The organism is Stomatobaculum sp. (genome assembly GCF_057248925.1).
Genome location: NZ_DBHIHF010000001.1, coordinates 132,005 through 156,688, shown reverse-complemented (window position 1 = coordinate 156,688; position 24,684 = coordinate 132,005). Strand labels below are relative to the sequence as shown.

General features: G+C 55.1%; 24 protein-coding genes and 1 tRNA gene. 23 read left to right on the top strand and 2 right to left on the bottom strand.

Going from position 1 to position 24,684, the window contains the following annotated elements; genetic code table 11:
- A partial coding sequence (locus tag ACO4XG_RS00570; protein ID WP_308507784.1) for an LPXTG cell wall anchor domain-containing protein occupies nucleotides 1-341 on the top strand: 341 nt, incomplete at its 5' end.
- Between the two features lie 159 nt (nucleotides 342-500).
- Here the strand turns inward: ACO4XG_RS00570 and ACO4XG_RS00565 are convergent.
- Complete coding sequence (locus ACO4XG_RS00565) at nucleotides 501-1,388, bottom strand: YitT family protein (protein WP_308507785.1); 888 nt, start codon at nucleotides 1,386-1,388, stop codon at nucleotides 501-503.
- A 449-nt stretch (nucleotides 1,389-1,837) separates the two neighbouring features.
- On the opposite strand from ACO4XG_RS00565, the gene mgtE reads away from it, so the two are divergent.
- The 11 genes from mgtE (at nucleotide 1,838) to ACO4XG_RS00510 (ending at nucleotide 13,688) form a co-directional block, all read left to right on the top strand.
- Nucleotides 1,838-3,232 carry a magnesium transporter gene (mgtE, locus tag ACO4XG_RS00560; RefSeq protein WP_308507786.1) on the top strand — a complete coding sequence of 465 codons (1,395 nt, stop codon included), beginning with the start codon at nucleotides 1,838-1,840 and terminating at the stop codon, nucleotides 3,230-3,232.
- Nucleotides 3,233-3,411: 179 nt separating this feature from the next.
- Nucleotides 3,412-4,545 (top strand): CAP domain-containing protein, encoded by a 1,134-nt coding sequence (locus tag ACO4XG_RS00555; RefSeq protein ID WP_308507787.1) that lies wholly within the window; start codon nucleotides 3,412-3,414, stop codon nucleotides 4,543-4,545.
- Between the two features lie 51 nt (nucleotides 4,546-4,596).
- Nucleotides 4,597-4,671, top strand: a tRNA-Pro gene (locus ACO4XG_RS00550).
- Between the two features lie 169 nt (nucleotides 4,672-4,840).
- Nucleotides 4,841-5,623 (top strand): Cof-type HAD-IIB family hydrolase, encoded by a 783-nt coding sequence (locus tag ACO4XG_RS00545; protein ID WP_308507788.1) that lies wholly within the window; start codon nucleotides 4,841-4,843, stop codon nucleotides 5,621-5,623.
- Between the two features lie 29 nt (nucleotides 5,624-5,652).
- Entirely contained in the window at nucleotides 5,653-7,458 is a 1,806-nt protein-coding gene (locus tag ACO4XG_RS00540; protein ID WP_308507789.1) for an aminopeptidase P family N-terminal domain-containing protein, read from the top strand.
- Nucleotides 7,459-7,489: 31 nt separating this feature from the next.
- Nucleotides 7,490-8,683 carry a 23S rRNA (uracil(1939)-C(5))-methyltransferase RlmD gene (gene rlmD / locus ACO4XG_RS00535; protein ID WP_308507790.1) on the top strand — a complete coding sequence of 398 codons (1,194 nt, stop codon included), beginning with the start codon at nucleotides 7,490-7,492 and terminating at the stop codon, nucleotides 8,681-8,683.
- 190 nt (nucleotides 8,684-8,873) lie between these two features.
- Nucleotides 8,874-9,521: a hypothetical protein gene (locus ACO4XG_RS00530; RefSeq protein WP_308507791.1), complete on the top strand. Its 648-nt coding sequence runs from the start codon at nucleotides 8,874-8,876 to the stop codon at nucleotides 9,519-9,521.
- A 273-nt stretch (nucleotides 9,522-9,794) separates the two neighbouring features.
- Nucleotides 9,795-10,451 carry a hypothetical protein gene (locus tag ACO4XG_RS00525; RefSeq protein ID WP_308507792.1) on the top strand — a complete coding sequence of 219 codons (657 nt, stop codon included), beginning with the start codon at nucleotides 9,795-9,797 and terminating at the stop codon, nucleotides 10,449-10,451.
- A 50-nt stretch (nucleotides 10,452-10,501) separates the two neighbouring features.
- Nucleotides 10,502-11,707 (top strand): GNAT family N-acetyltransferase, encoded by a 1,206-nt coding sequence (locus ACO4XG_RS00520; protein WP_330670068.1) that lies wholly within the window; start codon nucleotides 10,502-10,504, stop codon nucleotides 11,705-11,707.
- A gap of 128 nt (nucleotides 11,708-11,835) precedes the next feature.
- Nucleotides 11,836-12,969 (top strand): Mbeg1-like protein, encoded by a 1,134-nt coding sequence (locus tag ACO4XG_RS00515; protein ID WP_308507871.1) that lies wholly within the window; start codon nucleotides 11,836-11,838, stop codon nucleotides 12,967-12,969.
- Between the two features lie 116 nt (nucleotides 12,970-13,085).
- Nucleotides 13,086-13,688, top strand: a complete 603-nt coding sequence (locus ACO4XG_RS00510; protein WP_308507793.1) for a class I SAM-dependent methyltransferase — start codon at nucleotides 13,086-13,088, stop codon at nucleotides 13,686-13,688.
- On the opposite strand, the gene ACO4XG_RS00505 is transcribed toward ACO4XG_RS00510, so the two are convergent.
- Nucleotides 13,685-14,188 carry an HD domain-containing protein gene (locus tag ACO4XG_RS00505; RefSeq protein ID WP_308507794.1) on the bottom strand — a complete coding sequence of 168 codons (504 nt, stop codon included), beginning with the start codon at nucleotides 14,186-14,188 and terminating at the stop codon, nucleotides 13,685-13,687. The two genes, ACO4XG_RS00510 and ACO4XG_RS00505, sit on opposite strands and share 4 nt — an antisense overlap.
- A 225-nt stretch (nucleotides 14,189-14,413) precedes the next feature.
- Here ACO4XG_RS00505 and ACO4XG_RS00500 point away from each other — a divergent pair, with 225 nt between their 5' ends.
- The 11 genes from ACO4XG_RS00500 (at nucleotide 14,414) to ACO4XG_RS00450 (ending at nucleotide 24,678) form a co-directional block, all read left to right on the top strand.
- Nucleotides 14,414-14,683: an AtpZ/AtpI family protein gene (locus tag ACO4XG_RS00500; protein WP_308507795.1), complete on the top strand. Its 270-nt coding sequence runs from the start codon at nucleotides 14,414-14,416 to the stop codon at nucleotides 14,681-14,683.
- A gap of 20 nt (nucleotides 14,684-14,703) precedes the next feature.
- Nucleotides 14,704-15,138, top strand: a complete 435-nt coding sequence (locus ACO4XG_RS00495; RefSeq protein ID WP_308507796.1) for an ATP synthase subunit I — start codon at nucleotides 14,704-14,706, stop codon at nucleotides 15,136-15,138.
- Between the two features lie 3 nt (nucleotides 15,139-15,141).
- The gene (locus ACO4XG_RS00490) at nucleotides 15,142-15,903 is read left to right on the top strand and encodes a F0F1 ATP synthase subunit A (RefSeq protein ID WP_308507797.1); all 762 of its coding nucleotides are present in this window, start codon (nucleotides 15,142-15,144) and stop codon (nucleotides 15,901-15,903) included.
- Between the two features lie 40 nt (nucleotides 15,904-15,943).
- Nucleotides 15,944-16,225, top strand: coding sequence for an ATP synthase F0 subunit C (gene atpE, locus ACO4XG_RS00485; protein ID WP_009531971.1), 282 nt, complete (start codon nucleotides 15,944-15,946; stop codon nucleotides 16,223-16,225).
- A gap of 15 nt (nucleotides 16,226-16,240) precedes the next feature.
- Nucleotides 16,241-16,744 carry a F0F1 ATP synthase subunit B gene (gene atpF / locus ACO4XG_RS00480; RefSeq protein ID WP_308507798.1) on the top strand — a complete coding sequence of 168 codons (504 nt, stop codon included), beginning with the start codon at nucleotides 16,241-16,243 and terminating at the stop codon, nucleotides 16,742-16,744.
- Nucleotides 16,741-17,280 (top strand): ATP synthase F1 subunit delta, encoded by a 540-nt coding sequence (atpH, locus tag ACO4XG_RS00475; protein WP_308507799.1) that lies wholly within the window; start codon nucleotides 16,741-16,743, stop codon nucleotides 17,278-17,280. The genes atpF and atpH overlap by 4 nt, the downstream gene beginning before the upstream one ends.
- Nucleotides 17,281-17,295: 15 nt before the next feature.
- Nucleotides 17,296-18,837 (top strand): F0F1 ATP synthase subunit alpha, encoded by a 1,542-nt coding sequence (gene atpA, locus ACO4XG_RS00470; protein WP_308507800.1) that lies wholly within the window; start codon nucleotides 17,296-17,298, stop codon nucleotides 18,835-18,837.
- A gap of 12 nt (nucleotides 18,838-18,849) precedes the next feature.
- Complete coding sequence (gene atpG / locus ACO4XG_RS00465) at nucleotides 18,850-19,740, top strand: ATP synthase F1 subunit gamma (RefSeq protein WP_308507801.1); 891 nt, start codon at nucleotides 18,850-18,852, stop codon at nucleotides 19,738-19,740.
- A 23-nt stretch (nucleotides 19,741-19,763) separates the two neighbouring features.
- Nucleotides 19,764-21,173, top strand: coding sequence for a F0F1 ATP synthase subunit beta (gene atpD, locus ACO4XG_RS00460; protein ID WP_308507802.1), 1,410 nt, complete (start codon nucleotides 19,764-19,766; stop codon nucleotides 21,171-21,173).
- Nucleotides 21,174-21,185: 12 nt separating this feature from the next.
- Nucleotides 21,186-21,602, top strand: a complete 417-nt coding sequence (gene atpC, locus ACO4XG_RS00455; RefSeq protein WP_308507803.1) for an ATP synthase F1 subunit epsilon — start codon at nucleotides 21,186-21,188, stop codon at nucleotides 21,600-21,602.
- 151 nt (nucleotides 21,603-21,753) lie between these two features.
- A complete protein-coding gene (locus tag ACO4XG_RS00450; protein ID WP_308507804.1) occupies nucleotides 21,754-24,678 on the top strand; it encodes a DNA translocase FtsK in 2,925 nt (974 codons plus the stop codon).
- Nucleotides 24,679-24,684 lie beyond the last annotated feature (6 nt).

Here is a 24,684-nt window from a genome sequence, read left to right as displayed (position 1 = left end):
GCGGCGGAACCAGAAACGGCGGACACCGCGCGACCATCAGCCCGAACAATGTCGCACCGCTTCCGACGAACAACGCAAAGCCGTCCGAGCCGACAGTCGACAACAAGCCTGTCAAGTCCGAGCCGACCCCGCAGAAGAACGTGGACCGGCAGGGCGACAGTAAGTTTGCGGAGAAGAACAGCGGCAAGAAGCCGACCACAGCGCAGGGCACTGCGCTGCAGGGCAGAAAGCGCCGTCTCCCGAAGACCGGTGAGGCGCCGCTCGCGCTGAACTACGCGGGTCTTGCGCTCGGTATGCTGCTCGCAGGCTTCGCAGTCGCGAAGAAGAAAGAAGAGCGGTAAAGAGCCGAAGAGCTGGGAGAACCGGCACTAGCAGGAAAAAACAGGCAAGAAGAAAGGCGCTGTGCGAAAGCACAGCGCCTTTTTGCGTGCGGATGCCGGCAGAGCTTGCATGGACCAAAAAAAGGCCGCGCGTGCGCACGGCCTCTGAAACATTGGCTCTTACAGTCGCTTGATAAAGTGACCTTCGATGCTGACCTTCTCGTTGATGACGACAAAAGCCTGCGGATCGATGCTGTAAATCACAGTCTTCAGCTGGCGCACTTCGTACTTCGAGACGGCACAGAAGAGAACACGGGTCGCTTCATTCGTGTAAGCGCCATGCGCCCCCCAGGTGGTGACACCGCGTCCGAGCTGCTTCAGAATCGCTTCTTCGAGCGAAGTGTCTTTGCTCTTCGTGATAATCGTGACCAGAACATTGATGTTCTGGGTGTGCATTCTGTCCTCTGCGACCGTGCAGACTGCCGTGCAGATCAGAGAGTAGATGACAATCTGGGCATTGAAGAGGAAGAGGCAGATGCCGTACAGCACGACATTGACGCCAATGCCGACCTTGGCGACGCTAAAATCCTTTTTCCACTTGATGAGCAGAAGCGCAATGACATCCATGCCGCCGGCGGAAGCGCCGTTACGGAGCATGATGCCGAGACCGAAACCGGAGACCAGGCCGCCCACAATACAGGTCGAGAGCATGTCATCCATGACGTGAACCACGGGGATGATGGAGAGGAAGAAAGAAATCAGAGTGGTCGTGAACAGTGTCTTCCAGAAGAACTTTTTGCCGATGGCACGCATCGAAATCAAAAGGACCGGGAAGTTGACACAGTAGTAGATGATACCGGCGATATCAAAGTTTCCGGTGTTCAGGTGCAGAAGCGATACCAGACCGGTGCGGATCAACTGGCACATACCGAAGAGACCGCCGGAGTACAGTTTTGCCGGGACAATAAACCAGTTTGTCGCCGCAGCATAAATCAGTGCGCCGACGGTTGCGCCGAGCAGCTGCGAGAGCAGCGCCTTCTGTTCCGCACGTTTATTTTCGAGTTCCATGAGACGTTCCCCCTTTTTGTTCGTGGAAGTATCATATCATAAGAATTTCTGCAAAGATACAGCGGAAACGGCTTTTTCTCGTGCAAAAGCGGCGCTTCAAGGATTGTTTTTTCCAAAGGGCAAAGCAGCTTTTTTCTTGAAATGAAATAGCCGGAATGTTATAGTTTCAGTGTATGCCTTAACAAGAGTAACAGTTATAACGAACGATAGAAGAGGAGGAGGTGACCGGGATGAGTGACAGTGATGGTGGAGGGCGAAGTAAGATCGCAGCGGACAGGGTGTTCGCCGGAATTTGCCCCGTGCAATATCCCGGAAACCTTTTGAAGTTTCAAAAGTAGGGGTAGGCTTTTTGCCGCTCTCTCCTGTTCGCCGCGCCTCCGGTTTGACTGTCAGTGTGCAACCAGTCAACGAGCTGCCGCAGCAGCTTAGAAGAACAGAGAGGAGAGAGTATGGGAGATAAGGGCATGAAAACCCGTGAAGAAATTCAGCAGGAAATCCTGGAAATTCTCCGCGGGCGAAAATCACCGAAAATTATGCGAGATGAGCTCGACGAATATCATGCGGGCGATCTCGCGGCAGCGCTGGATCAGATTACGATTGAAGAGAGAGAGCGCTTTTATCGCCTGGAGAGCGATGAGGATCTCGCGGAAGTGCTGGAGCACTGCGATGAGGCGGATAAGTACCTGGAAGAAATGAGTCTGCACCGCGCGGCCAGCGTGCTCGCAAAGATGGAGCCGGACGTCGCGGTCGACCTCATGAAAGAGACCGACTCCGTCAAGAAAAAAGAATGGCTCGAACTCATGGATACCGAGTCGAGAAGCAGACTGCAGAGTCTCGCATCCTTCGATGAGGATTTAATCGCGAGCCGCATGACGACGAACTTCGTCTGGCTCTACAGCAATATGACCGTGCGGGAGGGCATGAAGTCTCTCGTTGAGCAGGCAGAGGAGCACGACAACATTTCGGTGCTCTATGTGCTGGATCCGCAGGGTGTCTTTTACGGTGCAATCAATTTAAAGGATTTAATCATTGCACGCCGGGACACCGAACTCTCGGACATCATCATGACACAGTTCCCGTATGTCTACGCCGATGAGCGCATCGAGGACTGTATCTGGATTATCCGGGATTATTCCGAGGAGAGTATTCCGGTCCTTTCGTCCGACAACCACATCCTCGGCGCAATCACCTCGCAGGAAATCGCAGAGGTGGTCGGCGATGAGATGGGAGAGGACTACGCAAAGCTGGCTGGTCTCTCCGCGGAGGAAGATCTGAATGAGCCGCTGCAGCAGAGTGTCAAGAAGCGTCTGCCTTGGCTTGTCCTGCTCCTCGGCCTCGGCATGGTCGTCTCGACCGTAGTGGGTCTCTTCGAGGGCGTGGTGGCGCGCCTCACGATTGTCATGGCCTTCCAGTCCCTGATTCTGGACATGGCCGGAAATGTCGGTACCCAGTCGCTCGCTGTCACGATTCGTGCCCTGATGGACGATCAGCTCACGCCGAAACAAAAGTTGAAGCTGATTCTCAAGGAGGTCAATGTCGGAACACTGAACGGTGCTGTCCTCGGCGTGCTCGCCTTTGTCGGCGTCGGTGTCTACATCGCGTTCTTCAAGGGCATGCCGATTCACTACGGCTTTGCAATTTCCGGCTGTATCGGCATCTCCCTCGTCGTCGCAATGCTGATTTCGAGTTTGGTCGGCACGGCTGTCCCGATTTTCTTCAAGCATATTCATGTAGACCCGGCAGCGGCTTCCGGTCCGTTAATCACGACCATCACCGACTTGGTCGGTGTCGTGACCTATTACGGTCTTGCATGGATCCTCCTGCTGGAGCTTATGCATCTTTGAACAAACGATAACAAACAGAAAAGAGCTGTTCTCCCATTGCCGGAGAGCGGCTCTTTTTTCACACGACAACAGTATGTTGAGAAAATGCGAAAATAACCATAATTTCTTAGACTTATCAGAAGATACATGCTAAACTGTAGCTATTGCAAACTGTATCGTGGTTTCTCAGGGAGGTACTTATGAAAGTGTGGAGGAGATTTGTGTGTGTGCTTTCCGTGGCGGCAGTTTCCGCGGCGTTGGCTGTCCCGGCCTTCGCTGACGGTGCGCAGTGGAAGCGAAACGACCGCGGCTGGTGGTATGAGGAGGCAAACGGCGCTTATCCGACCAATGCGTGGCGGCTCATCAACGGCAAGTGGTACTATTTTGATGCCATCGGCTACATGGCAGAAAATCGCTGGATCGGTAACTACTATGTCGGCGCCGACGGCGCGATGCTTGCGGGGACTTGGACGCCGGACGGCTACTATGTGGATGCGAGCGGCAAATGGGTCGAGGGGCTGCGCCAACCGGTTGTAGAGGCAGAGCCTATGAGGCGGGCGAGCAGCGGTGGAAGCCGAAGCACCGGCAGAAGCGGCGGTGGAAGCAGAAGCGGCGGCAGAAGACGCGGCGGTTCCGGCGGGGGAAGTACGACAGGCACGACTGTAACGGCATCGACGCAGGGAGAGGAAAGCGGAAATTCTTCGAATACGGCGGTGAATTCAAACACAGGCGTCCAGAACGCTGCAAATACAGCTACGGCGGCACAGACCGAAAGCGAAGAGACGAGAGTCACTGCGGCCCTCCGGGCGCAGGGACTTACCGAGAAAGAGGCGAAGCTCTATTATGATATCAATGCCTACCGCGAGAGTCTCGGCCTGCAGAAATTATCGTTCTCGAAATCGCTGACTACGGTTGCAAGAACGCATGTGGCGGACGCCAATGCTTACAACCCGAAAGATCAGGTCGATGCGAGAGGTGTGCAAGGCAATCTGCACAGCTGGTCTTCGCACGGCAACTGGACACCTGTGGTTTACACCGATGATCACATGTATGCGTCCGCCATGTGGAGTAAGCCGAGAGAGCTGACTTCTTATCAGGGCAACGGCTATGAGAATTCAGCCTGGTCCAGCGGACTCCTCACACCCGAGAAGGCTTTGAATCTATGGCAGCACTCGGCGGGTCACAACGCCGTCATGACAACCCAGGGCGCGTGGTCTGGCTTAAAGACCATGGGCGTCGGCATCGACGGCAACTATGCCTTTGTGTGGTTTGGCAAAGACGCGGATCCGGCCGGGTACTACGATGTTCCGGATTACCAGGTGCTTCGCCCGTAACAAAAACAACTTGCTTTCTGAGCCCGCTCTGCTATAATAAAATGCGTGTTGCGGGGCGTGGCTCAGTTTGGCTAGAGCGCACGGCTGGGGGCCGTGAGGTCGCAGGTTCAAATCCTGTCGCCCCGAGTTGGATCAAACAGGAGATTCCCAAATCTCCTGTTTTTTTGTTACAAGTCGCAATGTCCGTGCGGTTATTTTTATTTGCGATAGCTAAGTTCGCGGGCGCATCTCTGTATTTTTGCGGGAACACATGGTATAATTGCACATGTGTCAGCGCGATAAAGGATTTTTTTCTATGAAAAAGATGGTAGCCTTTGATTTTGACAAGACACTCTATGACCACAAGGCGCTTGAGATTCCCGCGAGCGCAAGGAGAGCGCTGCGGGAACTGCGGGAGCGGGGACAGCTCGTAGTGCTTGCGACAGGAAGAGATATGTCAACGCATTACTCTCGCCCGTTTCTGGATCTGGTCAATGCGGACGCCCGCGTGGAGCAGAACGGCGCCAAGGTGGTTGCCGACGGCAAAGTGCTCTTTGAGCACTTCATTGACCGCGCGCTTCTTCGGCGCATGCTGGACTACGCAGAGGAGACCGGCATCGGTTTCGGTGTCACCATAGAAGATGAGGACTACTACATAAACCCCGAGCGCATCCGCGAAGCGGAGATGAAGCGCTGGGGGCAGTGCGGTCGACAGTTCAAGGACGCGTGGGCGCTCCTTGACAAAAAGATACGCACGGTCAACTTTATCGGCACGGAAGAAGAGGCGAGAGCCATGGAGCGGGCATTCCCGACTTTACAGCTTCGCATGTTCTCCGTGAACTACGGCGCGGACATCATTGAAAAAGGCATCAGCAAGGCAGAGGGATTAAAGAAACTCTGCGCGTATTACGGCTTGGAAATGCGCGATGTCTATGCGTTCGGCGATTCCTTTAACGACAGCGAGATGCTCGAAGAGGCCGGTGTCGGCATTGCGATGGGCAATGCGAAGGAGGAGCTGAAGGCCATTGCGGACTATGTCACAAGCCCGATTGACGAAGACGGTATTTGGAATGCCTGTAAGCACTTTCAGCTGGTGTGAGTGCCCGGGGAAAAAACAAGGAGGCCGATATGAGAGAAGAACTGAAACAGTTTCGCGAGGCGATGAAGAAGCGTGGAGTCACGGTCTATTATCAGCCGTATTCCGATGCACACGGCAGTGAGGACATCAGTGCCCGCGATCAGAGCGTGCGTGAAATCAGCGGTTTTACCGGAGATTCCTGCACCTTGGTTGTTCTGGAGAAAGAAGCATACATCTGGACCGACAGCAGATTCTTTGTGCAGGCGGAAATAGAATTGAAAGACAGCGGCGTCGGCCTCATGAAAGCGGGCGTCCCGGGCACCCCGTCGATTACCGCTTATCTCGAAGAGAAGTTCCCGGAGGGCGGGACGCTCGCTTTTTATGCGCCGCTGCTCGGAACTAAGACCGGCAAGGAGTTGAAGGAACTCGTTGAGAAGAAGAAAGGCAAGCTGATCACCGACCTTGACCTCGTCGATGATATCTGGAAGGATCGCCCGGAGAGAAGCCATGGGCCGATCTGGGTGCATGAGCTGAAGTACACCGGCGAAGAGGCGAAGAGCAAGATTGATCGCGTGCAGGAGGCTATGAAGAAGCTCGACAGCACAGTCTTCCTGACCGGCAGATTGGATGAGATTTCCTGGGTCACGAACCTGCACGGCTCCGACATTGCCTGCAACCCGGTCTTCCTGTCTTATCTGATGGTGAAGGCGCGCTCCGCAAAGCTCTTCTGCCAGGAGAACGCACTTACCGATGAGGCAAAGAAGCATCTTGAGGAGCAGGGCATTGCTGTCGGCTCCTATGACGACTTTATTGCGGCTGTCGGCAAATTAAAGGATGAGCGCGTCTTGACCGATCTCCGTGACCTGAACTTCGCGGTTTACAATGCGGTCGTTGACAAGAACACGATTGTGGACGAGCTGAGCCCGATCTCCCTGATGAAGATCATCAAGAACGATACCGAGCTCAAGGGCTTCCGCGATTGCCATGTGCGTGACGGTGTGCATCTGACCCGCTTCCTCTACTGGCTGAAGAAGACCATCAAGGAGGGCAAGGCGGATACTTACACCGAGTACGATCTCGGCGAGAAGCTGAATTCGTTCCGCGCAGCGGATCCGAAGTATGTGACCCTGAGCTTCTCTACCATCCCGGCTTACCAGGCAAATGCGGCAATGGCACACTACATGCCCTCTAAGGAGCAGAGTGATGTCGTAAAGCCCGAGGGACTTTTCCTTGTGGACTCCGGCGCACACTATCTGGACGGCACGACGGATGTCACGAGAACGCTTGCGCTCGGCGATATCACGCCGGAGCAGAGCCGCGACTACACGCTTGCTGTCATCGGTATGCTGAATCTCATGTTTGCGGTATTCCCGTACTATGCGACCGCTCCGCTGCTTGATACCTATGCGCGTCAGGCAATGTGGAAGTTCGGCAGAGACTACGGTCACGGTACCGGCCACGGCGTCGGCTTCGTGAACAATGTCCACGAGCTTCCGGTCTCGGTTCGCCCGTGGCCGCATCCGGACCGCAGAAGAGAGGTTACCTTCCAGCCTGGCATGGTGACGAGTGACGAGCCGGGTGTCTACATTGACGGCGCTTACGGCATCCGCATCGAGAACATGCTGATTTGCGTGAAGGATACGGAACACGAGGGCTTCAACTGCTTCGAGAACCTGACCTGGGCACCGCTCGATCCGGATGCTCTGGATCTCAGTGTCATGTCGAAGGACGATATCCGCCGCTTTAACAAGTATCAGAAGCGCGTTCGCAAGACCATTGCGCCGCTGCTTCCGGAAGAAGAGAGAGAATGGCTCATTCATGAGACAAGAAAAATCCGCCGCGAGAAAAAGCACTGAGCGGCACAGTAATCTAGAAAAGAAGGCGCTTTTGAAAAAAAGCGGCGCAGCGAAACCAGCTGCGCCGCTTCGCGCTGTCTCCGACACAGCGCGCTGTCCCCATGAGAAGCGCTGCGGTGGCTGTTCCTTTAGCGGCCTACCCTACGAAGAACAGCTTAGGAAAAAGCAGAGACAGGCAGAGAAACTGCTCGGCAAGTTTTGTAAGGTCGAGCCCATTGTAGCGGCAGCGGAGCCTTTGCACTACCGGAACAAGGTGACGGCGAGCTTCGGCTTTCAGAATAAGAAGCTTGTGGTCGGTGTGTACGAGCGGGACAGTCACAGGGTTGTTTCGATCGACCACTGCCGTATCCAGAACCGAACGGCGGACCGCATCATCCACATCATCCGCGATTTGGCGGTCTCCTTCCGCTTGAAGGCCTATGACGAGGACTTAAGAATCGGGACCCTGCGGCATGTGCTGGTGCGCACCTCCGAGGCGACAGGGCAGATCATGGTGGTGATTGTAACCGGAACGCCCATATTTCCGGGGAGCAAGAACTTTGTGGGGGCGCTAAGAAAGCAGTGTCCGGAGATTACGACCGTCATCCAGAACATCAACCCGCAGAAGACCAGCATGATACTCGGAGAGCGCGACAAAGTGCTCTACGGTAAAGGCTACATCGAGGATGAACTCTTGGGGCTTACCTTCCGCCTCTCGCCGGCCTCCTTCTACCAGGTGAATGCGAAGATGACGGAGAAACTCTACGAGACCGCACTCTCGTTTGCGAATCTGACTGCAAACGACACGGTGCTTGATGCCTACTGCGGTGTGGGCACCATAGGCATGGCGGCCTCCCGCAGCGCGGGACAGGTGATCGGTGTGGAACTCAACAAGGCAGCGGTGCGGGATGCAATCGCGAATGCGAAGCGGAACGGCATCGAGAACATACGCTTCTTCGCGGACGATGCGAGCGATTTCCTGTTGCGCGTTGCGGAGAGCGGCGAGAAGCTCGATGTCGTGATTATGGACCCGCCGCGGAGCGGCAGCACCGAGCGCTTTTTGCAGAGCGCCTGCAAGGTAAAGCCGAAGCGCATTGTTTATGTCTCCTGCAATCCGGAGACCCTTGCGCGGGACTTGCAGCTCTTAAAGCGTTGGAACTACCACTGCGAGCGCTTTGTGCCGATTGATAACTTTCCGCTCACGGAGCATCTGGAGTGCGTGGCGCTGCTGGAAAAGAAGTCGTGAGCATACAGAACCGTTGAAACAAAAGGCCTCCCGCCGTCTCTTGCAAGAGAGGATGGCGGGAGGCCTTTTTGTTTTGCTTTCGTTCTGTAGCCTGTGTCCGAATCATAATTGCGTGGCACTAAGGAGCGCTATCGACTTTCAACTGGAAAGCTTGTATGATTTGGATAGAAAGACAAAGGAGGAAAATAATTTGATCATTAAGAAGAAGCTAAATTTAAGTCTGTCATTCAACGGAAATGATTCAACACCAAAGATTAAGAGCTTTGCCGCATATTTTGATCAGGCGTTATCGGAGATCGAACATAGACTCCCAGCCAAGAAGTTTAAGAGCTTTGAAGTATTAGAGGATTGTGGCTGTGAAAATAAGATTTACAAAAATGCAGGCGGTGGCCAATATGATGGTTCCTATCGTCGCTTCCGTGTCAATGACAGATTCGGCGAAACGCAGGAGGTGTCGATATCTATTTTTGGAACAGATCCGGATTTTCGGGGAGAAAACAGAGGTAGCTACACATCATTGATTGTTGGAATAGATAACTCTAAGGTAAGTCATGCTTCACTGCAATATAACGTAGACAGGTATTCTAAAATCGACTTACAAGGTCACATAGAGTTCATACACGATGGCAGGATAGGGAGCTTCAAAAAAGCGGATGTTATAGCCAAGGTAGAGAAATACGGAACTTGCCTAAAGGTATCAGATGAGAAGATTGAACTTGGAAGCTTGCCGATGGATCAGTTATTTTATCTAGACAATGAAGAAGTGTCGGATTTTGTGTACAGACTGATTGAGTATGCTCTCTTAAGGGAAGAGGTACGAAGAGACAAGCGGCGGTAAGAAATCTGCGGACAATATATAGAGAGCTAAGAGAATCAAGGTACAGACTTCGGCAGAACAGCGAAGGAGAGTACGGAAGCCTTCTTGTAATCTGTGGGCTTGGCTCTGTCGTTGCTCATTGAAGTCAAATCGTGACTGAAACGGAGGGTTCCTTTGCTAAGACTTTGTTCCGAAACCGAATTTGATCGGTATGCAGATTTTGCATATGAACTGGCAAGCGACTTAACAAAGTCCGGATATCCGACCTACTGCGACGGTATTAAGGCGAAGGATATGTTTCTGGAACGGGCAAGAAAAGCGTTTGCATGCGAGCAGGAGCAGATGCTGTTCTTAACGAATACGGAGACCGAAGAGGCACTTTCCGAATTTCTGGCCTATGCCGGAGAAAAGTTCAAAGCTTATGATTTATTTCTCGGCTTTCCCGCTGAGAATCAGTCCGCGGTCGAGTTTCTTCAGCGCCAAGGCTTTGCGTGTATCGAGGATGCCTACAACAACACCGCCTATCTTGAGCAGCTCGCACCCGTGGCGGACAACAAGGAGGTTGTGAAAATCGGAAAAGAGAATTACACGCGTTTTCGGTTGTTGCACAGTCAGTTTGAAGAAAATATGTATTGGAATTCGGCGCGCATCTATGAAAAGCTTGAAAACTGGAGCATTTTTCTGGGAGAAAAAGACGGTGAAGCGCGCGGAGCCGTTTACTATACCGCTGCGGGGGATACGTGGTATGAGATTTTCGGTGTGGATATGAATCGGCGTGAATACGATCCGCAAGTGCTGAAAAAATTGCTGAGCGCGGCTCTACTGGATGCGAAGTGCAGAGGTGGGAAGGTGATGACCTTCTTTTGTGATGAAGTATATGAGGCGCTTGCGGTAGAATGCGGATTTCACTGTGTCGGGAACTATCGTTGCTATCAGATGCATTTGACGTGACGAACGAGATAGGTGTTTTAACAGGCTGATACAGTCGTTCGGAGGAAACGATGGACACGCTAAATATTCGACGCTTCAAGAAAGAGGATCTGCAAGCCTTATACAAGCTGCTTTCGGACGAAGAGGTGATGCGCTACATAGAGCCGCCCTATTCCCCGCAGCAGACGGAAACCTTCTTGCAATCCGCGGGTTTATCTCTGTCGCCGCTTATTTTCGCCGTTGAAACGGCGAAGCATGATTTTGTCGGCTATGTGATTTACCATGACTACGATGAAGAGAGCAAAGAAATCGGATGGGTACTGAGAAGAGCTTTTTGGGGCAGGGGATACGCGGGCGAGCTGACGAAACAGTTGCTTGAAAAAGCGACTGCCGAAGGAAAATCGGCCGTGCTCGAGTGCAGCCCGGCACAAGCCGTGACGAAGCATATCGCGGAAAAGTTCGGATTCTCATATCTGGGGCAGCGAGACGGCTGTGAGGTCTATCAGCTCGATCGGGACTCCTGGTTTCACGTTGCGTGCATCGATCCGCAGACCTTTGTCATCAGTGAATACCGGCATCCGGAAGAACCGCACTGCTATCTGCTCTGCGGAGAGACGGAGGCTGTTCTGATTGACACGGGACTTGGTATTTCCGATCTCAGAGCTGTCGTGGACAGCCTGACAAGGCTGCCGCTCACTGTGCTCACCACGCATGTTCACTGGGATCACATCGGAGCGCACCGATTGTTTGCGCGCTTTGCGGTGCATGAAGCAGAGAAGGATTGGATAGAGGATCGCTTTCCTTTGTCAACGGATCGGGTGAAAGCGCAGCTCTGTTCCGAGCCCTGCTCGTTTCCGGCCTCCTTTGACCCGGAGTCCTATCGGATCTTTCAAGGAGAGCCGCAGCTAATCCTGCATGACGGAGACCGCTTTGATTTGGGCGGGCGGACGGTCGAGGTCATACACACGCCGGGGCATTCCCCCGGGCACTGCTGTTTTTATGAGCCGGAGAGAAAATACCTGTATTCCGGCGATTTGATTTATAAGGGTTGTCTGGACGCCTTTTATCCCTCCACGGATCCGCAGCTCTTCTACCGCTCGGTCAAACGCCTGCGCGACTACGAGATCCGCAGAATCTTTCCGGGGCATCATGACTTGGCACTTCCGGTTTCTCTGATTGAGGAGATTGAGACAGCCTTTTCTCTCCTGGAGAGACAGGGAAAATTGAAACAGGGAAAGGGCGTATTTGAGTTCGGAGCGTTCCGAATTCATATCTGAGAGTACAAAAAACGCCCCATGGTCATCCGTGGTAGCAGAGGCTGTCCCAATGAAACGGAAGGAACTGTGGATGTTATTCCGACGGCTCTTTCGCATAATGATAATGGATGGGAATTGAGGTAAGTCAGATGGAGCTAATGGATTATCTGCAGTGGAGAAACGATGTCAGCCTCAGAGCAGCACCGTTTAATGAAATCGACAATGTCATTTTGTCCTATCTCGCCTATGCGGACTTCGGTGAACTCTTGCATGAACAGAAGCGGCACGTGAGCATCGAAACCTGCTTCAAACGCTTTTGTGAAAAGCACGACTTGGCGGAAGTGCGGGAGAGCAAGCACTTTATCGAGAGAGCGCCGCTTTTACTCGAAGACATGGTATGCGGGGCGCGCTTTCGGGGGACAAAAGTTGCGCACTTCAGAGAGGTTTTTGATAAGGAAAAGGTGCAGCAGTTTGCGGCCCTTGTCTTTTTGCTTCCGGACGGGACCAAGTATGTCTCGTTTCGCGGCACGGACCTTAGCATCACGGGCTGGAAAGAGGACTTTTTGATGAGCTTCACCGCGGAAACCGAGGGAGCCAAGGAGGCGGTTTCCTATCTGAACGAAGTAGCCGCCTCTGTCGACGGAGACCTAATCCTCGGCGGACACTCAAAGGGCGGCAACTTTGCGATGTTCGCTGCCGCTTTCGCAGAGGATGCGGTCAAGGGACGAATCCGCAAAGTCTATAACAACGACGGCCCCGGCTTTCGAGAAGAGATTGTGCGCACGGCAGCGTACCGAGAGCTGCTGCCGAAAATCACAAATATACTCCCGCAGACCTCTGTCATAGGGCAGTTACTTTCCAATGAGGCGGAACAACATGTTGTGAAGAGCACCGCGGCCGGAATCTTTCAGCACGATGTGACGACTTGGGAAGTGACCAAGGACAAATTTGTCGGCGGAGAGCTGGATGCCTTCAGCGATTTTGTCAAGGTATCCCTCGGAACTTGGCTTGAAACCATGGACGATGAGACGCGAAAATCCTTGGTCGAGACTGTCTTTTCGATGATAGAGATGACAGAGGCGGAGACCTTCGCGGAGTTCGGAGAGAATTTATTCAAGAATACCGGGCTTATCATAAAGGGGCTTGGGAAGCTCCCGAAAGAGAAACGAAGTGAATTGACGGCTGCACTCGGCAGCCTCGCCGAGGCGGGCAGAGTAACCGTACTCGACAAGATACCCAAAATCGGCTTGCCGAGCGTAGGATCAAAAGCTCGTTTGGACTGAGAAGAGCGAAGCGGACAAAAGTGATTATTATAAAATAGTGTTTTCGGAGAGAGTGTACAGGGGAAAAATAGACTTCGCGTGAATGTTGCGTTTTCGTATTCGGAAAGGAGGGCCGGATGAAAGGAAAAATCTGGGATTGGTATGCGCCTGTCTACAGTCGGGTCATGCGTGCGGAGGAGAGGAGCTATGCGTATCTCTATCGCCGTATTCCGAAGCTGGTTCGCGGCAAGGAAGTGCTGGAGCTTGCCACCGGACCCGGCGCGCTCGCGAAGCGCATTGCGCCGGTTACCAAGCGCATGCTCGCGACCGATTATTCGGAGGGCATGATTGCGGAAGCAAAAAAGGGCGCCTGCCCGAACAACTTGCGCTTTGAAGTCGCGGATGCCCACTCTCTGCCCTACGCGGACGCAAGCTTCGATGCAGTGGTGATTGTGAACGCCCTGCATCTTTTGCCGGAGCCCGAGCGCGCCCTGCGAGAAATAGCCCGCGTTTTGCGGCCCGACGGTATCCTGATTGCGCCGAACTTTGTGAAACAGCGGGAGAATCTGTTGACTCGCTCCTGGGAAGCGCTACTTTCCCTCGCGGGCCTACGCTTTGCAAACCAATGGACGCCGGAGGAATATCTGGATTTTTTAAAGAAAAACGGCTGGGAAGTCCGGTTTTACAAGGCAATGCAGGCGAGAATGCCTCTGCTCTATGCGGAGTGCGGAATCGGTTAGGAGAGGGATGAGAGGTGCAGCATAGTCTTTGCCTCTTCAATGCCGCTCTTGGTGCGAAAGACAGACTTCAGAGCCTGTCTCACGGCAGCGGGCGGCGTGTGATTTTCGAGCGCGTTTGCAATATAGTCGGCCTCGAGGAGTATCCGGTAGTCTGTGCCGTCGACCGCATCGTAACTGTGGTGATGTCCGACCAGAAAAACGATGCGTTCTAACAGTTCGTCCGGAATCCCGGCGTCCTGTAAAAAAGTGCGCACCAGAACAGCGCCTTCGCGCTCCTGATTCTTGCCGTCGGTATTGCCGTATTTTTCGCGGCAGAGCGGGCAGGCAATGTCGTGTGTGATGGCCGCAACCTCCAGCACATAGCGTTCGCGCCTTGAGAGGCGTTCGCCGTCGGCAATGTCTCGCGCATAGCCCCAGACGCGGAGAAAGTGGTCGATGTCATGCAAATTCCCCTTCGAGTAATAGGCCATATCCCGTGCGATTTCTTTGACTGTTTTCATCCGTGCGTACCTCCGCGTTGTTCTTGTATGCATTTTGGAACAAAGCGCGAAAAAAGTCCAGTGCTTCCGCAGAAAGCACTGTCAAATGGTTGTTTTTAACACTCTGCCGAAAAAGCGGGGAGGGATGCCAGTGCCAATTAGTCAACATTACCTTGACAAGCGTGCCAAACGGTGATAAAATGACCGCGTATTTTATTGTTCCGGTGTTGTGAAGAGAGGCAGGAAATGAAGCATCGTTCTGAGATTATGCAAAATCTTTTGCTGCTGAGCCAGTTCGGTCTTTCTCTCGCGGCGCCGCTTCTTTTATGCCTTTTTTTCTGTCACTATCTGGTTGCACGCTGGCAGGTCGGCGCGTGGGTGTATATTCCGGGCTTTTTCTTTGGACTCGGCGGCTCCTTCACGACGGCGTGGAAACTGTACCGGCGGGAATGTGAGCGGACAGAACAGGAAGAGAAGGAAAAGGAAACGCGTATTGCGAGCAATGACCATCGCTGACCGGGAAAAGGAGCAGAACTATGAAGGTACAGGAAGCTGTTCGGCGTGAAACCGGGCGGGTGGCACTCCATGTAGTGCTCATGACCCTCGTCATGCTGGCAATTTTTTTTGCGCTGCACCTGGCATTTCCGAAGAAGATCGGCTTTTCTTACGGCACAGTTTTCTCTGCCTTGCCGGGCGCAGCGGTGGGGATATTAAACTTCTTTCTGATGGGACTCACGGTGCAGCACGTCGCAGGTCTCGAAGACCCCAAGGAGGCAAAGCGGTTCATGCAGAAATCCTATGTGAATCGCAATACCATGCAGATTGTGTGGATGATATTGGCGGTGGCAGTGCCTGTTATTCATCCGGTCGCGGGTATTCTGCCGCTGTTTTTCCCGGGTTTTTCCGTGCGGCTGCAGGGTATCTTCCCGTCGAAGGAAGAGCAGAAAACCAAACAAGGGGGTGAGATCTAAGCTATGAATTTTGATATTTCCGGCGCAAAGATTTTCTTCCGCATTCCGACACATCTGCCGATACTCGGGGACATTCTTGTCTCGGAGACGGTGGTTGTCTCCTGGCTGGTGATGCTGATTATCACGGGACTCTGTATTTTTCTGACCCGCGATTTAAAGGTGGAGCACATCGGAAAACGGCAGGCTCTCGCAGAGCTCATTGTGGAGAGTGCGGAAAATCTGGTGCGGAACAACACGGGCGGAAACAAGTTTGACTATCTGATTCCGTTCGTCGGCGCGTTGTTTTCCACGAGCGTGATTTCGAACCTGATCAGCCTCGTCGGACTCAGAAGTCCGACAGCCGATTTGTCGGTCGAAGCTGCCTGGGCTGTAACCGTTTTCACGATGATTACACTGAATAAAATCAAGGCGGGCGGCTTGCTCGGTTACCTGAAGGGCTTCACGACGCCGATCCCGGTGATGACACCGTTTAACATTCTCTCGGAGATTGCGACGCCGATCAGTATGGCGTGCCGTCACTTTGGAAATGTGCTCTCAGGTGTGGTCATCAACGGTCTTATTTATGCGGCGCTCGGCGTTGCTTCGGCGGCGCTGTTCGGTCTGATTCCGGGGGCGGTCGGTGACTTCCTCTCGCGCATTCCGATTCTCGCGGTCGGACTTCCGGCAATCATGTCATTCTATTTCGACTGGTTTTCCGGCATCATGCAGGCATTTATTTTTACCATGCTAACCATTATGTACATTGCGAATGCGTCCGAAGGTTAAGACGGCAGTTGCAATCACCAACATTTAGGAGGATAGAGTCATGACAGATTTTCAGTTTCTTGCAAGAGGTATCGCGCTCATGGGTTGCGGCATCGGTGCGGGTTGCGCACTGATCGCCGGTATCGGACCCGGTATCGGTGAGGGTAATGCGGTTGCAAAGGCGCTTGAGGCAATCGGCCGTCAGCCGGAGTGCAAGGGCGATGTGACGAGCACCATGCTGCTCGGCTGCGCAATCGCAGAGACCACGGGTATTTACGGTTTCGTCACGGGCCTTCTTCTGATTTTCGTAGCACCGGGTATGTTCATGAATTTCCTGAAGTAAGTCGGGAGGGTTAAGATGGATACACAGGCACTGGTAACCATCGTGCCTTCGACCTTTGTTCTGACCATCCTGAATCTCTTCATTCAGCTGTTTCTGATGAAGAAATTTCTGTTTCAGCCGGTGAAGCGCATCCTTGAGGAGCGCCAGAAGCGCGCGGATCAGAACATCCGGGCAGCAGAGCAGGAAAAGGCCGAGGCAGAGGCTGTCAAGGCAGAGTATACAAAGAATATGGAGCAGGCGCGCGAAGAGGCTGCAAGCATCTTGGAGCGCGCAAAGCAGGATGCATCCCAGCAGGCGGATGTGCTGCTCGCGAGTGCGCGCAGCGAAGCGCAGGCACTGAAAGCGAAGGCGGAGAGCGATATCCGTCAGGAGAAGAAGCGCGCACTGAACGAGGCGAAGGATGAAATCGGCGGACTCGCGATGGACATCGCGGGACGTGTCGTGGAGCGTGAAATCCACGAGGCGGATCACCGCGCACTGATTGACGACTTCCTGCAGAAGGTTGAGGATGCGTCATGATGCGCACGGCCGAGCTCTACGGCGGAAGTTTTTATGACCTGGCCGCAGAGGAGAAGCAGGAGAAGGACATACTCGAGGAGATGCAGGGCATCGGAACATTACTGCGGGAAAATCCGAAGTATGCCGCGTTGCTCTCCGAGCCGAGCCTCCCGAAGGAGAAGCGCTTAGAGCTTCTCGATCAGGCGTTCCGCGGTGAAATCAGACCCTATCTCCTGAATTTCTTGAAGCTCATTACCGAGAGAGGGCTCCTGTTTCAGTATGCGAGCATGTGTCGCGCATTTGAGCGGCGCTACAATGAGGCACATAACATCGCCGTGGCGCTGGTGCGCACGGCAGCGGCGCTCGACGAGAGCGAAAAAATCAAACTGCGGGAAGCGCTCGAAAAGCAGAGCGGAAAGCAGGTGGTGCTCAAGGAGCGGGTGGAGGCAAGCCTGCTCGGCGGCATCGTGGTCGAGATAGACGGCAAGACCTTGGACGGCAGCGTTGCGGGCCGGCTTCTCGCCATTCGCAAAAAAGTGGAAGAGATAGTACTGTAAAAAGGTGGGCATAGAATGGAATTAAAGTCAGAAAAGATCTCTGAGGTCATTCGAAGCCAGATCAAATACTACGAGAACGCCATCATTCAGAACGAAACCGGAACCGTGCTCACGGTCGGAGACGGTATTGCGAGAGTTTCCGGCCTTGCAAACTGCATGTCCGGTGAGCTTCTCGAATTTCAGGATGGCAGCTTCGGTATGGCACAGAATCTGGAGGAAAACAGCGTCTCGGCGGTTTTGTTCGGCTCGGACGTCGGCATTCAGGAGGGACAGACCGTAAAGCGCACGGGGCGCGTGGTTTCGGTTCCGGTCGGCGAGGCCTTGCTTGGCCGCGTCGTGAACGCAATCGGTCAGCCGATCGACGGTGCGGGTCCGATCGCAAGTCAGGAGTATCGCGCGGTCGAGAGTCCGGCACCGGGCATCATCGACCGTCAGCCGGTCAAGGAGCCCATGCAGACGGGCATCAAGGCCATCGATTCGATGATTCCGATCGGAAGAGGACAGCGTGAGCTGATCATCGGCGACCGCCAGACGGGTAAGACGACGATCGCCCTCGACACCATCCTGAACCAGAAGGGCAAGGATGTCATTTGTATTTATGTTGCAATCGGACAGAAGCGTTCCACCGTCACAGCGCTGGTGAATACGCTCAAAGAGGCCGGTGCGATGGACTACACGATTGTCGTCGCGGCAACGGCTTCGGAGCCGAGCCCGCTGCAGTACATAGCGCCCTATGCGGGCTGCGCGATGGGCGAGTTCTTCATGAACCGCGGTCAGCATGTGCTGATTGTCTACGACGATCTCTCGAAGCACGCGGTGGCCTACCGCGCGATTTCGCTTCTGATCCGGCGACCGCCGGGCCGTGAGGCATATCCGGGCGATGTCTTCTACCTGCACTCGAGACTGCTTGAGCGCGCGGCGAAGCTCTCCGCGGAGAAAGGCGCGGGTTCGATGACGGCGCTGCCGATTATCGAGACCCAGGCGGGCGATGTCTCGGCCTACATTCCGACCAACGTGATTTCGATCACCGACGGTCAGATTTTCCTCGAGACCGAGCTCTTCCACAGCGGCGTCATGCCGGCGGTGAACCCGGGTATTTCGGTGTCCCGTGTTGGCGGCAACGCGCAGGTCAAGGCGATGAAGAAGGTTGCCGGAACGCTGAAACTCATCTACTCGCAGTACCGTGAGCTGCAGAGTTTCGCACAGTTCGGTTCCGACCTCGATGCGGATACCAAGGCACGTCTTGCGCAGGGTGAGCGCATCGTGGAAGTCTTAAAACAGGGCAAGTCCTCGCCGGTTCCGGTCGAAAAGCAGGTCGCCGTTCTCTATGCGGTCGTTAATAACCTGTTGACGCAGATTCCGGTTGAGGAAATCCGGGCCTTTGAAGAGGAGCTGTACCGCTTCCTTGACAGAGATCCGGACGGTGTCGCCGCGATGGAAGAAATTCGCAAGACCGGTGCATACAGCGCAGAGGGCGAAGAGAGACTGAAGAAGGCGCTCCAGCGCTGCACAGAGGAGTTCTTACAGAGAAAACAGACGAGCGGAACACAGGCTTAACAGGAGGAGACGATGGCTGCAGCAAATATGAAGTCCGTCAAACTCCGGATTAAGAGTATCCAGAACACGATGCAGATTACGAAGGCGATGGAACTGGTCGCGTCTTCGAAATTGCGGAGGGCCAAGGAGAGAGCCGAGGCGAGTGCGCCGTACTTTTCGGCGCTGCGGCAGACCTTGATTAACATTGCCGCGGAAAATACGGATTACACCAGTGTCTATACGCGGGAAAATCAGAGCGAACGCCACTGCTATATTCTGATTGCGGGTGACCGCGGCATGGCGGGCGGTTACAACGCCAATTTGTTCCGCACCTTTGAGGCGGAGAGCAAGGGGAAGGATTTTGTTGTCCTGCCGCTCGGCAAAAAGGCAGAGGATTATGTCGCGCAGAAAAAGCTCTCGCGCCTCGAGGGTGAGAAGCTCCTGGTCGCCACCGTTCATGTCTCGGATTGCTATGCGATTGCGAGACAGATTTGCACGCTGTTTCGCAGCGGAGCGTTCGGACACGTCTCGCTTGTCTACACAGACTTTGTCTCGCTGATGAAGCAGGAACCGGGCGCGACGTGCCTGTTGCCGCTGGCCGATTTCAAGGATGAGGTCTCTGAAATTAGCGGCAAAGAAAGAGAAGAGAAAAAGAAAGCGCAGAATCTGATTCTCTACGAGCCGAGCGCAGAGGAGGTCTTTGACGCCATTGTGCCGGAGTATCTCGCAGGCCTTTTGTACAGCGCGGTCGCAAGCTCGCTCGCAAGTGAGTATGCGGCGCGCCGCACAGCCATGGAGGCTGCGACGGACAATGCGGGCGAGATGATTGACAAACTGAGCCTCTACTATAACCGCGCGCGTCAGGCGAGCATCACGCAGGAAATCACGGAGATTGTCGGCGGCGCAGAGGGCAGCAACGGATAAGCGCTTATGAAGGAGAAGCTTTGATGAGTGAGCAGCATGTAGGTAAAGTCGTTCAGGTGATGGGCGCTGTGCTCGACGTCCGCTTTGCGGAGGGAGAACTTCCGGCGCTCCTCCATGCGATTGAAGTAGATATGCCGGAGGGCAAAAAGCTCATTGCCGAGGTGGCGCAGCAGATCGGAGACGAGACGGTCCGCTGCATCGCAATGAGCTCGACCGACGGCTTGGTGCGCGGCGCTGCCGCGCGCGATTTAAACGGACCGATTACGGTGCCGGTCGGCGATGCGTGCCTCGGCCGCGTCTTTAACTTGCTCGGCGAGACGGTCGACAACGGCCCGGCCGTGGAGACGACGGAGCGCCGTAGCATTCACCGCCCCGCGCCCTCGTTTGAGGAGCAGACGCCGGCAACGGAAATTCTGGAGACCGGTATCAAGGTTGTCGACCTGATTTGCCCGTACGCAAAGGGCGGTAAGATTGGTCTCTTTGGCGGCGCAGGTGTCGGCAAGACCGTCCTCATTATGGAACTCATCCACAATGTCGCGACGGCACACGGCGGCATTTCGGTTTTCACCGGCGTCGGTGAGCGCACGAGAGAGGGCAATGACCTCTACGGCGAGATGAAGGAGAGCGGTGTCCTCGACAAGACCGCTCTGGTTTACGGTCAGATGAATGAGCCGCCGGGCGCAAGAATGCGCGTGGGTCTCTCGGGACTCACGATGGCGGAGTATTTCCGCGATGAGAGAAACCAGGATGTGCTTCTCTTTATCGACAACATTTTCCGCTTTACCCAGGCGGGTTCCGAGGTGTCGGCGCTGCTCGGCCGCATGCCGTCCGCCGTCGGTTATCAGCCGACTCTGGCGACGGACATGGGCGCCCTGCAGGAGCGTATCACCTCCACCAAGAAGGGTTCCATCACTTCGGTGCAGGCGGTCTATGTCCCTGCCGATGACCTGACGGACCCGGCGCCGGCGACGACCTTCACGCACCTCGATGCGACGACGGTTCTCTCGCGCGACATTGCGAGTAAGGGAATTTACCCGGCTGTGGATCCGCTGGATTCGACGAGTCGCATTCTGACGCCGGAGGTTGTGGGTCAGGAGCACTATGAGATTGCAATGGGTGTGCAGCAGGTTCTGCAGCGCTATAAGGAGTTGCAGGATATTATTGCCATCATGGGTATGGACGAGCTCTCGGAAGAGGACAAGGTCACGGTGTTCCGCGCGCGCAAAATCCAAAACTTCCTTTCGCAGAGCTTCTCTGTCGCAGAGCAGTTCACGGGTCTTCAGGGTAAATACGTATCCCTCAAGGAGACGCTCCGCGGCTTCCGCATGATCTTAAACGGCGAGTGCGACGAGCTTCCGGAGAGCGCCTTCCTTCTGGTCGGCGGCATCGACGAGGCATTTGAGAAGGCAAAGGCGTTAAAGAACGCGCAGTAAGGAGGAGAGCGCATGGCGAACTTCCATTTGGAAATTGTCACGCTGGACGGGCTGAAATACGAGGGTGAGGTGGAGCGTCTTACGCTCCGCAGCATCACGGGTGATCTCGCAATCCTCGCGCGTCATACGAATTACTGCACGGCAGTCGGTATGGGTACGGCAAAGCTTCGGTTTCCCGACGGAAAAGAGCGGGAGGCCGCTTGTGTCGGCGGCATGCTCTCGGTGATGGACGGTGTATGCCGCTTACTGCCGACCACCTTCGAGTGGAGCGACGAGATTGATTTGCACCGCGCGGAGGAGGCCAAGCAGAGAGCCGAGGAGCGGCTCAAGGCGAAGCTCTCGGATGAGGAGAGAATTCAGGCGCGCGCCAAGTTGTACCGCGCACTGATTCGCATCCAGACGGCGGGACAGCCCAAACACAAGCTGTGAACGGCGAAGGCAGGTCAAAACAGTGAAGAGGACAGGGGAATCTGTCACGGAAGGCAAAGGCGTTCTGTGACAGATTCCCCTGCTTGTGTTATACTGTAAGTTCAGGGTTCCTATTTTATCGAACGCAGGTTCACGGAGAGGAGGGGCGATTTTGGCGCAGAAAAAGGGCGGAAGCAGACGGCGTACCGCGACAACGGCAAAAAACAGAAAACGGAGCAGCGCGACTGTGCGGAAAAAGCGGCAGTCAGCAGCGGAGCAACCCCTATTTTTGCGTGAGGAAGCACTGCCCCTTTTGTTCGGTCTTCTGGCAGTCCTTTTGCTGCTCGGCAATTTTGGACTCTGCGGCGCACTCGGTGCCGTGCTTCGCGATGTGCAGCTGGGTCTCTTTGGCAGTCTGGGGTTCTTGTTTCCGCTGTTGCTCTGCGGGACCGTGATTTACAGCCTTCTCTCAGGTGACAAGGAGCGGGCGCTCCGGAAAAACACAGCGCTTTTTCTCTCCTATGTGTTTCTGATTGTATTGGCACATCTCATGCAGGGGACAGAGGGCGGCAATCTCGCCTATCTTTATGCCGGCAAGCGGGGCGGCGGTGCCGTCGGCGGACTGCTCGCCGGTGCACTCCGCGCGGTTCTGGGGCAGGTCGGGGCTGCGCTGATTGTATTGGTGCTCCTGATTCTCTGCCTTTCGTATGTCACGGAAAAATCGTTTGTCGCGCTCGTGCAGCGCCAAAGCGACAAGGCCTATGTCCGTACCCGCGAAGTGCTTGCGAGGCGTCGCGCAGAGAGAGAGCAGCGACAGGCTGCGCTCTCGGCGGAAGTTGCGGCGCGGCTCGAAGAGCTCGAAGCCAAGAAGGCGGCTTTGGAGGCCGGAAATCCGGTCACTGAGGACAGCGAGGCGGCGAAAACAGAGACAGCCCCCATCCCCGGAACATCCTGGAAAAAAATGATTGACGCCATACAACCGGACAAACAGACTGCGGAAGAAGAGGCGGATGCATTGCCGCGCGAGGTCATACGGACGGAGATCGAGGATGGCTGGGAGGAGCGCCGGAGCGCAAGGCGGGAATTCCGCGAGGAAGACGAGCCGGAGGTACTGCATTTTTCGCGAGACTTGTATCCACCGGAAGAGACCGTGACAGAGGAGGCGTCTGCCGTACCGCCGACGCCGGACTTGTACGCGGACGGCGACCCCGCCCTCCTCGAAGCGTTGCGACGTGCCGATGAAATTTTAAGACGGGATGACAGTCCGGCAGAAGAGACAGCGGTTTCACAGAAAGAAGACAGGTATGACGAACCGACATATGATGAACCGATTTCTTTCGGTGAGGCATACGAGGCACCGGAGACAGAGCTGAGCGAAGCCGAAAGGGCAGAGAAACTCGCGCAGATTGAAAAGAGCGAGACTGCCGAGTGGAACCGAGACGAAGAGGAGGTGCCGCGCTCCATCGAAATTGCCGAGGCCGAGCCATTGCGCCCTCTTTCGTTCCGGACGGAAGAGCGCGGTGTCGCGACAGACACAGCGCCTGCCCGGACAGCGACGACGCGGCAGGAGACAGCTTCGCGGCAGCAGAGCGCGTACAGGCAAGTCAGCGCGCCGAAGAAACCGGCGCCGCCGAAAAAGTACAAGACACCGCCGCTTGACCTTCTCGAAAAGGGCAAGGAAAAGCGACAGGAGAGCGATCTCGAGTACAGGACAACGGCGTTGAAACTCGAGGAGACCCTTCACAATTTCGGCGTCGATGTCAAAGTCACGAACTTCAGCTGCGGGCCGGCCGTGACGCGCTACGAGCTTCTGCCCGCGCAGGGCGTCAAGGTCGGGCGTATCGTGGCGCTCGCCGATGACATTAAACTCAGCCTCGCGGCGGCGGATATCCGCATCGAGGCGCCGATTCCCGGCAAGTCCGCAGTCGGCATCGAGGTGCCGAACAAGGAGAACAATACGGTCTATCTTCGGGATCTCCTGGAGAGCGAGCGCTTCAAAAAGGCAAACGGCAAGATCAGTTTCGCGGTCGGCAAGGACATTGCGGGACAGACTGTGGTCACGGACATCGCAAAGATGCCGCATCTCCTGATTGCCGGTGCGACGGGCTCCGGTAAGTCGGTTTGTATCAACACGTTGATTATGAGCATCCTCTACCGCTATCGGCCGGAGGAAGTGAAACTCATCATGATAGACCCGAAGGTCGTGGAACTCTCGGTCTACAACGGCATCCCGCACCTCCTGATTCCGGTCGTCACGGATCCGAAGAAGGCAGCGGGGGCGCTCAACTGGGCGGTTGCGGAAATGACGGACCGCTACCGGAAATTCGCGGAGACCGGTGTTCGCGACCTGCGGGGCTATAACGAGAGAATCCGGGCGGCCGCGGCGAGCGGGACGGTGCGTCAGGAGGATTTGCCGACGCCGTTACCCCAGCTCGTCATCATCATCGATGAGCTTGCCGACCTCATGATGGTCTCCAAAAATGAGGTGGAAGAGGCTATCTGCCGCATTGCGCAGCTCGCCCGTGCGGCCGGCATGCACCTCGTGATCGCAACGCAGCGGCCGAGTGTCAATGTCATCACCGGCCTCATCAAGGCAAATATACCGTCCCGCATCGCGTTTGCGGTCTCCTCGGGGATCGACTCGCGGACCATTCTGGACGGTGTCGGCGCGGAAAAACTGCTCGGAAAGGGTGATATGCTCTTTTTCCCGCAGGGTATCCCGAAGCCGGTGCGTGTGCAGGGCGCCTTTGTCTCGGATCAGGAAGTGCAGAAGGCGGTCGAATTCATCCGGGAAGAGGAGATTCCGCTCTCGTACTCGGAAGAGATCGAGGACAAGATTTTGCGTTCGGGTGACAGTCCGGCGGTTCAGACTGCCGACAGCGGACGAGATCCGCTCTTTTTCCAGGCGGGACGCTTTGTGATCGAGAAGAACAAGGCTTCGATCGGAAATCTGCAGCGCATGTTTAAAATCGGTTTTAACCGCGCGGCGCGTATCATGGATCAGCTCGCGGCGGCGGGTGTGGTCGGCGAAGAGCAGGGCACCAAGCCCCGCGAGTTGCTGATGAGTATGGAAGAGTTTGAAGCAATGGAGCAATGAGAGGAA

Coding starts and splice junctions, on each gene's coding strand:
- ACO4XG_RS00515 (WP_308507871.1), top strand. CDS start 11,836: ATGGAGCTAATGGATTATCTGCAGTGGAGAAACGATGTCAGCCTCAGA.
- ACO4XG_RS00490 (WP_308507797.1), top strand. CDS start 15,142: ATGAATTTTGATATTTCCGGCGCAAAGATTTTCTTCCGCATTCCGACA.
- atpD (WP_308507802.1), top strand. CDS start 19,764: ATGAGTGAGCAGCATGTAGGTAAAGTCGTTCAGGTGATGGGCGCTGTG.
- ACO4XG_RS00500 (WP_308507795.1), top strand. CDS start 14,414: ATGAAGCATCGTTCTGAGATTATGCAAAATCTTTTGCTGCTGAGCCAG.
- ACO4XG_RS00525 (WP_308507792.1), top strand. CDS start 9,795: ATGTTTCTGGAACGGGCAAGAAAAGCGTTTGCATGCGAGCAGGAGCAG.
- atpF (WP_308507798.1), top strand. CDS start 16,241: ATGGATACACAGGCACTGGTAACCATCGTGCCTTCGACCTTTGTTCTG.
- ACO4XG_RS00505 (WP_308507794.1), bottom strand. CDS start 14,188: ATGAAAACAGTCAAAGAAATCGCACGGGATATGGCCTATTACTCGAAG.
- mgtE (WP_308507786.1), top strand. CDS start 1,838: ATGGGAGATAAGGGCATGAAAACCCGTGAAGAAATTCAGCAGGAAATC.
- atpG (WP_308507801.1), top strand. CDS start 18,850: ATGGCTGCAGCAAATATGAAGTCCGTCAAACTCCGGATTAAGAGTATC.
- ACO4XG_RS00495 (WP_308507796.1), top strand. CDS start 14,704: ATGAAGGTACAGGAAGCTGTTCGGCGTGAAACCGGGCGGGTGGCACTC.
- ACO4XG_RS00555 (WP_308507787.1), top strand. CDS start 3,412: ATGAAAGTGTGGAGGAGATTTGTGTGTGTGCTTTCCGTGGCGGCAGTT.
- ACO4XG_RS00540 (WP_308507789.1), top strand. CDS start 5,653: ATGAGAGAAGAACTGAAACAGTTTCGCGAGGCGATGAAGAAGCGTGGA.
- atpC (WP_308507803.1), top strand. CDS start 21,186: ATGGCGAACTTCCATTTGGAAATTGTCACGCTGGACGGGCTGAAATAC.
- ACO4XG_RS00510 (WP_308507793.1), top strand. CDS start 13,086: ATGAAAGGAAAAATCTGGGATTGGTATGCGCCTGTCTACAGTCGGGTC.
- atpE (WP_009531971.1), top strand. CDS start 15,944: ATGACAGATTTTCAGTTTCTTGCAAGAGGTATCGCGCTCATGGGTTGC.
- atpH (WP_308507799.1), top strand. CDS start 16,741: ATGATGCGCACGGCCGAGCTCTACGGCGGAAGTTTTTATGACCTGGCC.
- atpA (WP_308507800.1), top strand. CDS start 17,296: ATGGAATTAAAGTCAGAAAAGATCTCTGAGGTCATTCGAAGCCAGATC.
- ACO4XG_RS00565 (WP_308507785.1), bottom strand. CDS start 1,388: ATGGAACTCGAAAATAAACGTGCGGAACAGAAGGCGCTGCTCTCGCAG.
- ACO4XG_RS00545 (WP_308507788.1), top strand. CDS start 4,841: ATGAAAAAGATGGTAGCCTTTGATTTTGACAAGACACTCTATGACCAC.
- ACO4XG_RS00520 (WP_330670068.1), top strand. CDS start 10,502: ATGGACACGCTAAATATTCGACGCTTCAAGAAAGAGGATCTGCAAGCC.